Annotated in this window: 7 protein-coding genes and 1 pseudogene; 1 reads left to right on the top strand and 7 read right to left on the bottom strand. The window is 42.2% G+C overall.

The window, feature by feature from the left end; translation table 11 throughout:
- Positions 1–216 precede the first annotated feature (216 nt).
- The 3 genes from rplT to infC are packed head-to-tail and all read right to left on the bottom strand — an operon-like array spanning position 217 to position 1,312.
- Complete coding sequence (gene rplT, locus ROSEINA2194_RS04430) at positions 217–573, bottom strand: 50S ribosomal protein L20 (protein ID WP_007883878.1); 357 nt, start codon at positions 571–573, stop codon at positions 217–219.
- A 24-nt stretch (positions 574–597) separates the two neighbouring features.
- Positions 598–795, bottom strand: coding sequence for a 50S ribosomal protein L35 (rpmI, locus tag ROSEINA2194_RS04425; protein ID WP_007883876.1), 198 nt, complete (start codon positions 793–795; stop codon positions 598–600).
- 22 nt (positions 796–817) lie between these two features.
- Entirely contained in the window at positions 818–1,312 is a 495-nt protein-coding gene (infC, locus tag ROSEINA2194_RS04420) for a translation initiation factor IF-3 (protein ID WP_021923953.1), read from the bottom strand.
- Between the two features lie 370 nt (positions 1,313–1,682).
- Here infC and ROSEINA2194_RS04415 point away from each other — a divergent pair, with 370 nt between their 5' ends.
- Complete coding sequence (locus tag ROSEINA2194_RS04415) at positions 1,683–2,528, top strand: PHP domain-containing protein (RefSeq protein ID WP_007883872.1); 846 nt, start codon at positions 1,683–1,685, stop codon at positions 2,526–2,528.
- A gap of 40 nt (positions 2,529–2,568) precedes the next feature.
- Here the strand turns inward: ROSEINA2194_RS04415 and ROSEINA2194_RS04410 are convergent, their stop codons facing one another.
- From ROSEINA2194_RS04410 to ROSEINA2194_RS04395, 4 genes and pseudogenes are all read right to left on the bottom strand, one after another.
- Positions 2,569–3,381, bottom strand: coding sequence for a Cof-type HAD-IIB family hydrolase (locus ROSEINA2194_RS04410; protein ID WP_044927181.1), 813 nt, complete (start codon positions 3,379–3,381; stop codon positions 2,569–2,571).
- A 44-nt stretch (positions 3,382–3,425) separates the two neighbouring features.
- A pseudogene (locus ROSEINA2194_RS23465) lies at positions 3,426–5,561 on the bottom strand (RNA degradosome polyphosphate kinase).
- Positions 5,562–5,593: 32 nt separating this feature from the next.
- Positions 5,594–7,126 (bottom strand): Ppx/GppA phosphatase family protein, encoded by a 1,533-nt coding sequence (locus tag ROSEINA2194_RS04400; protein ID WP_007883853.1) that lies wholly within the window; start codon positions 7,124–7,126, stop codon positions 5,594–5,596.
- A 50-nt stretch (positions 7,127–7,176) separates the two neighbouring features.
- Positions 7,177–8,472 (bottom strand): ATP-binding protein, encoded by a 1,296-nt coding sequence (locus ROSEINA2194_RS04395; RefSeq protein ID WP_044927193.1) that lies wholly within the window; start codon positions 8,470–8,472, stop codon positions 7,177–7,179.
- Between the last annotated feature and the right edge of the window lies 1 nt (position 8,473).

Genomic DNA, 8,473 nt, shown 5'->3' with positions numbered 1-8,473 from the left:
TGCTATATTTATAAATTTGTCAATTTTGAATACACTGCCAGTATCTTCATTTTTTATTGATATTCTGTACTGTTGATGTTATATTTCTATTAGAAAGATTTTGAATCTCGTTTAAGATCTGCGTAGTGGCAGGACTGAGTAATTCAGAATCTTTTATTTGATTTTTATAAAGAAAAACCTCGAAAACATAATGTTTCCGAGGTTTTTAAATTTCTATTAAGCTACTGCTTTCTTAGCTACTTCTGCAAGTGCTGCAAATCCGGCTGCATCATTAACTGCCATCTCTGCTAACATTTTACGGTTGATATCGATACCGGATACTTTTAATCCGTGCATCATCTGGCTGTAAGAGATTCCGTTCATTCTTGCTGCTGCATTGATACGAGCGATCCATAACTGACGGAACTGTCTCTTTCTTTCTTTTCTACCAGCATAAGAACTTGTTAAGGCTCTCATAACTGACTGTTTTGCTACTCTATACTGTTTAGATCTAGCGCCTCTGTAACCTTTTGCTAATTTTAAAGTTCTATTATGTCTTTTTTTAGCGCCTAAACCGCCTTTTACTCTTGCCATTTTTTATTCCTCCTTACCTGATTCCTATGCGTATGGTAAAATCTTCTTCATATTCTTAACGTTTGTTGCATCAACCATTGCTGGTTTTCTAAGATTTCTCTTATTTTTTGTTGTTTTCTTTGTTAAGATATGTCTCTTATAAGCTTTACTTCTTTTTAATTTTCCTGTTCCTGTAACTTTGAAACGTTTTGCAGCTGCTCTGCTTGTTTTCATTTTTGGCATGATAGATTCCTCCTTAAAATAATTATTTCTTTTCTGCCAACACCATGCTGATACTTCTTCCTTCAACCTTTGGTGCTTTTTCCACTACTGCTGTGTCAGATAAGCTTTCTGCGAAATCATCGAGAATGTGTTTGCTTGCATTCATATGAGCCATTTCACGTCCGCGGAATCTCAAAGTGATCTTCACTTTATCTCCCTTGGATAAAAACTTCTTTGCAGCGTTCATTTTGGTATTCAGATCATTTAAATCAATATTCGGTGACAAGCGAATCTCTTTCAGCTCAACCACTTTCTGTTTCTTTTTGGCTTCTTTTTCTTTTCTTGCCAGTTCATAACGATACTTACCGTAATCGATAATCTTGCAGACAGGTGGTTTTGCAGTTGGAGCGATTTTAACTAAGTCAAGTTCTGCTTCCTCAGCAAGCTTCATAGCTTCTCTCGCTGACATAATGCCAAGCTGTTCTCCGTTTTCTCCGATCAGACGAATTTCTTTGTCTCTGATCTGTTCATTAATCATTAACTCGCTAATGGTATTGCACCTCCAAAATAATTTTTCATGCTTCCACATAAAAAAAGTGGATAGGCAGACTATCCACAATCAATCAAATACGCATATGCGACGTTTGAGGTATTAAACCATGAGACACTGTAAATTTGTGCTCCGGTGAGAGTGGATACTCTACTTTGTTTTCAACAACTCTGATACTATAACATACACACACTCATTTCGTCAAGTATATTTTTGGCATTTCATAAATTTTCTTGAATGAAATTTTATAAATTTAGCATCAGTATTTGCATTTTGCGTTGCCATTTAGTACACTCTTCTTATATTATAAAATTTTTTTTAAAATACAAGAACCATGAAAGGTATTGACAAATAAACTATGGATCACAGAATTATCGATTTACACGTACATTCCACCGAATCAGACGGAACTCTCACACCCGAAGATCTGGTGGCTGAGGCAAAGAAAGTCGGGCTGGCGGCATTTGCACTGACAGACCATGACACCTGCCAGGGTGTGGGCAAAGCAATGCCCTGCGCAGCTTCTGCCGGGATTGAACTGATACCGGGCATCGAACTCTCCACAGATTATCACGGAAAAGAAGTCCATATCGTGGGGTTATATATTGATATCGAAAATGAGCAGCTTCTGAAAAAGACAGCCGAATACCGGAAATGCCGCAGTGAACGCAATGCACTTATGGTGGAGGCACTTCAGAAGGAAGGGCTTTCCATTACGATGGAAGAACTGGTGGCTGAAAATCCGGACTGCGTTATTACACGCGCCAACATTGCACGTTTTCTGTATGAACATGGCCAGATCAAGAGTGTCCGCGAAGCCTTTGACCGCTATATCGGCGACCACTGCAAATGCTATGTCGGCAGATTGAAAGTCGCTTCCACCGATGCCGTGCGTCTCATCAAAGAAGCCGGAGGAACGGCCATTTTAGCTCACCCTCTGCTCTACGGTCTGAGTAACACCAATCTCCAGAAAATGATCGACGAGCTGAAACCGGCGGGACTTGACGGGTTAGAAGCAATCTACTCCACCTACACCACCGGAGAAGAACAGCAGATGAAACGTCTTGCAAGGGAAAACGGACTGCTTATCAGCGGCGGCTCTGATTTCCACGGCTCAAACAAACCGGATATCGCTCTTGGCAGAGGACGGGGACATCTGTATATTCCTTACTCTGTTTTAGAAACGATAAAAGCCGGCAGATAAAAAAAGGAAGCTTACATATCAACGGTAAGCTTCTCTTTTTTTATAAAATAAACTTCTCGATCACTTCCGCGATTGCATCATGATTATTATCATTTTCCGTAACATAATCAGCGGCTTTCTTGATATCATCGATCCCGTTCTTCATAGCAATGCCAATATGTGCGGATTGGATCATCGGAATGTCGTTCTGCTCATCTCCAATCGCAACCGTGCTGGTATGTGGAATATTTAACAATTTCACCAGATACTGTGCGCCGGTTCCTTTGTCCGTGTCGACCGGACAATACTCCAGATACTCTTTACAGGAGAAAAAGGAGTTGCATTTTCCTTTTGCCCAGGCGGCATTGGCTTTCTGGAAACGTTTTAATTTTCCATCATCCTCCAGATGGATCAGAATAACCTTCTGCGGTTCCGAATCCAGACAATCCGAAATTCTTCTTGTGAGTTTGTAGGTCATATGGGAGCGCTCCACATAGTAATCCAGTTCCTTTGTGTGCCGTTTTGTCACTATGTCCACGGTATTGTATGTCTGTACATAGATGCCGGCTTTATGCGCCCGGTCAAAAATCTCCTGCGTGACCTCGATCGGAAGTGAACTTTTATGAAGCACCCTGTCCGCTGCGCAGTCATAGACCACTGCCCCGTTAAAGGCGATCATATAGCATCCCGGACTGGTCAGTCCAAGATTCTTTGCAACAATCCTGCCCGACTCTACCGGTCTTCCGGTTGCAAGAACAAAATAGTGTCCACGCTCTAACATTTTCTGTATTGCAGCCCGGTTCTTTTCAGAAATCGACTTATCATCACACAATAATGTATGATCCAGATCTGCAAATAAAATTTTATTATTCATAGCCATCCTCCCTCACACAATAACTGCTCTTTCCGTACTGCTATTTATTCTACAGGTTCTGCCGGGATAAACACTCTTCCCTGATATCCATGAGATGGTTTTGAAACATTTTCCATTGCCTCCCTGCAGAAAACATCCTGAGATGACAACGCAATCTTTCCGCGTCTGTCTACCTTCTCGTAATTGCCGTCAGCATGCAGCACATGTGCCTTTAAAGTGTCTGCCAGTTCCACATCCAGAATATGTCTGACACGTTTTTTCAGTTCATCATCTAATACCGGGAATAAAATCTCCACTCGTCTGTCTAAGTTACGCGGCATCCAGTCGGCACTTCCCATGTAAATTTCTTCTTCTCCATCATTGAAGAAATAGAAGATCCGGCTGTGCTCTAAGAAATTTCCAACGATCGAACGGACTTCAATATTCTCGCTCACCCCTTGGATCCCGACTTTTAAGCAGCAGATTCCACGGACGATCAGCTGGATCTTAACGCCTGCTGCAGACGCTTCATAAAGGGATTCAATGATTCCCGGATCACAGAGCGAATTCATTTTTGCAATGATCTTTGCAGGTTTTCCCTCTTTTGCATGCTTCGTCTCACGGCGGATCAGCTTTGTGAACTTCGTGCGAAGCCAGATCGGTGCAACCGCAAGTTCATTCCATGACAATGGTTCGGAGTAGCCGGACAACATATTGAATACGGCAGTTGCATCCTCTCCGATCGCACCGTCACAGGTAAAAATACCACAGTCTGTATATAACTTTGCTGTGGAGTCGTTGTAGTTACCGGTTCCAAGATGCACATAACGACGGATACCATCTTCCTCCCTCCGGACAACCAGCGCTATTTTGCTGTGGGTTTTCAGTCCAACCAGGCCATAGATAACATGGCAGCCAGCCTGCTCTAATTTTTTGCCCAGACAATGTTATTTTCCTCATCAAACCGGCCTTTAACTCCACTAAAACAGAAACCTGCTTGCCGTTTTCAGCCGCCTGTGCCAATGAAGCAATAATTGGTGAATTGCCGCTGACACGGTAAAGCGTCTGTTTGATGGCAAGTACATCCGGATCCACAGATGCCTGACGTATAAAATCAACCACCGGATCAAACGTCTGGTATGGATGATGCAAAAGGATATCTCCTTTTCGGATCTCATCAAAAATATTTTCCCCCGGTACGATCTCCGGCACGCGCTGTGGCGTGTAAGGCTCATTCCGCAGATCGTCACAGCCTTCTAATCCATACATTTTCATCAGGAATGTGAAATCAATTGGTCCGTTGATCTGGAAAATATCCTGTTCTGCCACTTTTAATTCATCTTTTAAGAAGTTTAACAGCTTTTTGTCAATACCGTCCTCCACTTCCAGACGGATCACCTCTCCCCACTGACGCATTTTTAACTGTTTCTGAATCTCTTTTAACAGGTCAGCCGCCTCATCTTCATCGATCGACAGGTCGGCATTCCGCATGACACGGTAAGGATATGCACAGAGTACATCATAGTTTAAAAACAATTTATCAATATTCCGCTCAATGACCTGCTCCAATAAAATGAAGGTCTTTTCATTTCCATCTTCCGAAGGGATATGTACCAGGCGTGGCAACACGCTTGGAACCTGAACGGTTGCAAATTCAATTTCCTCTTTTTCTGCCTTTCCTTTTTTCTTGGAAAGAAGTGCTGCAATGTTCAATGTCTTGTTCCGAATCAGTGGAAATGGTCTTGAGGCATCCACCGCCATCGGGGTGAGTACCGGATATACATTGTCTTCAAAATAGCGGTCCACAAATGCAGCCTGCGCCTCACTCAGATCTTCGAATGCATCCATCACAACGATCCCATGCTGGTGCATAAGCGGCACAAGAGAACGGTTATAGGTATTGTACTGAAGCGTGACAAGCTCTCTCGTGCGCTCATTGATCTTCTCTAACTGTTCCGATGCCGTCATTCCGGCAATGTCTTTTTCTTATAATTGGCGTGTACCATATCCTTCAGGGATGCGACACGCACCATGAAAAATTCGTCCAGATTTGACGAAGTGATACTGACAAACTTTAATCGTTCCAGAAGCGGAATGGATTTATCTCTCGCCTCGTTTAATACACGGTGATTAAATTTCAGCCAGCTTAACTCCCTGTTTTCGTAATATTCCGGTTTTTTAAAATCCTGTTCTTTCTCCATAAGATAAACCTAGCCTTTCCATTGGTTGACTGTCAGCCGTAGACTCTCTTCTCTTTGATCACCGGCTTTATACTGAATACATTTTCAAAATATGACGTTTTGGCATCAAACAGTGCTTTTTCCAAAGCAATATCATCCATTGTCTCAATTGTGATCACAAGTTCTCTTCCCTTGACTGCCGCCTTTACATTCTTAAACTTCTGCTTATGGCTTCGGTCCATTGCATTGGATACACGAAGGATTGCAGAAAGTTTTGCAACAGTCAGATAACTGTCATGATCCAATTTATCTGCGAGATCTTCATAGGCAGGAAGCGGCCATGTATTATATAATACTGTGTTTGCAATGATCTCACGCTCTTTGTGTGTCAGTCCGATAATCTCGGAAGCCATAATAATGTCATAGGAGCAGGACGGACCGTTGGCAAAACTGATATATTTTCCGCAGTCATGTAAAATGGCAGCCACCTGCAAAAGCAGCCGTTCTCTTCTGCCAAGTCCATGTACTTTTTTCATCGTATCAAAAATAAGGGTTGCCATCTGCGTCAGTGCATCAATATGTGGGGTGTAACTCATGTAACGCTCGGAAAGATTTCTTGCGGCAGATAAGACATCCGCCTCAAAATCATGTTCCACCCGAATCATATTATTCTTCTGTGCATAGTGGAATGCGATACCATCGCTGACATTCGTTCCCGGTGCCCAGAGACTCTCTGCGCCGATGCTCTCTGCCATGCATTTAAAAATCATCATATATGGAATGACAAGCGCATCACTCTCATTCGAAAGGTTCAATTCCTCTGAGATTTCCTCTAATGTCTTCTCATCCAGCTTTCTGATGTACTTTAAGAACTTTGCTGCCTCTATGGTATTGTCTTCCTTGTTTTTTTCTACTTTTCTGCTGATCTCTGATATATAATCACCGATGATGATCAGGTATTTGATCTTCGTCTCCTGAAGATACATAGCTTTAAAAACTTCAAGTTCCTTGTCAACAAGTTCTTCTACCTGAAGTTCATACTGTGCCAGATTGTTACTTTTTCTTGCAAGCTGCTCCCGCATACGCATGGTGCCGAGTGCCAGATGCTGTGTTGTGACTACTTTTCCCTTTGAGAATACCGTGATCTGCATACCGCCGCCTCCGGCATCCACAACTGCTGCACCTTTCTGGATCATACGCTCAAAATCTTCCCGCATGGCAACCGATTTATAACTGATAAAGCGATGCTCAGAGTTACTTAAAACTTTTACGAGAAGTCCTGTCCGGATGCGGATCTGGTCTAAGATAAAAAGTTCATTTTCAGCGTTTCTCAAGGCTGCGGCAGCATACGCTTCGTAACTGTCCACCCGGTAGCCGTCCATGATCTTTTTGTACTCGGCAAGCGTATCACACAGCGCCTCCACAAGTTCATATCCGATACTTCCCTTGGAATATGCATCTCTTCCGAGCTCAATCCTGCTCCGGATATAATCAATGTCACGGATTTTCTTCTTTCCTGAAATCTCAAATATTTTAATACTTACTTCATAAGAACCGATATAAATTGCTGCGAATGTATGGATCACCAGATGTCTGCCTCCTCATTTCTTTTGTATATCTCTATTATACCAATTTTTTATTCTTTTCCAAGTAAATAGTTGATAAATTGCTGCGCTGTCCTGCCGGATAATCCGCCGTGGGAAAGCTCCCATTTATTGGCCTCAGCAAGCAAAGTGTCCTCATCCATGGAAACCTGATATTTTTCTGCAAGTACTTTGACAATATTCTGGAATTCCTTCTTATTCGGTGCGCCAAAGTAGATGGAAACACCAAATCTTGCATACAGGGATAATTTTTCCTGTACAGTATCGGAAGTATGCATATCCTCACGCACTTCCTCTTTATCCGAAAATGTTTCACGGATCAGGTGGCGTCTGTTGGAGGTTGCATAGATCAGTACGTTGTCCGGTTTTTTCTCAAGACCGCCCTCGATCACTGCCTTCAGATATTTATATTCGATCTCAAACTCTTCAAAAGAGAGATCGTCCATGTAAATAATGAACTTGTAATTGCGGTTTTTGATCTGTGCGATGACATCATTCAGATCACAGAACTGGTGCTTGTACACTTCGATCAGACGTAAGCCTCTGTCATAGTACTGGTTTGCAATGGCTTTGATACTGGTGGATTTTCCGGTTCCGGCATCCCCATATAACAGGCAGTTATTTGCCTGCTTTCCGTTGACAAATGCTTCCGTATTGTCGATGAGTTTCTGTTTTGCAAGCTCATAGCCGACCAGATCGTCTAATTTCACATGGGCAATATTTGTGATCGGCACGATCTCCACCTCTTCCTTTTCCCTGTGCTGAATGCGGAATGCCTTGTGAAGTCCGAGTTTACCAACGCCAAAATCTTTATAAAATGCCGTCACTGCATCTTTAAATCCGGACACATCTGTGGAAGCTTCCAGCTTTAACTTCAACTCATTGATGCGCTCCTTGATCCTCTTATTAAAAATCTTTCCGCTCCCTGTCATGCTCTGATAATCAGTGATGGCATCCATACAGTCCATCTCAAAATAAGAGGCAAGTTTTCCAAAATCAAAATCAAACAGCGATTTGATGATCTCAAAGTCATGCAATACGATCTGATTGACAGAGCCCTCCACTTTTCCGCGGATCTCACAAGTTTTGCTGTAAGCATTCTCATTATTTACAAGAAGAAATGCCAGAAAACTGTGCCACAGATTCCCCTCAAAGCCATGACTCACTGCCAGTTCCATTAACTGGTTCAAACTCTCATACAATAGAGACTCCACATCCTCTTTATTATAATATTCATTTTCATAATTCTCCATGATCCAGGTCATGTTATAAAATAATTTTCCATTTTCAAAATCTTTATATAAAATTAAATTCTTTGGACTTTTCATC

Origin of the sequence: Roseburia inulinivorans DSM 16841, from assembly GCF_000174195.1 — a bacterium.
In the GTDB taxonomy this organism is placed as follows: Bacteria; Bacillota; Clostridia; order Lachnospirales; family Lachnospiraceae; genus Roseburia; species Roseburia inulinivorans.
This window is presented reverse-complemented; position numbering and strand designations above follow the sequence as displayed.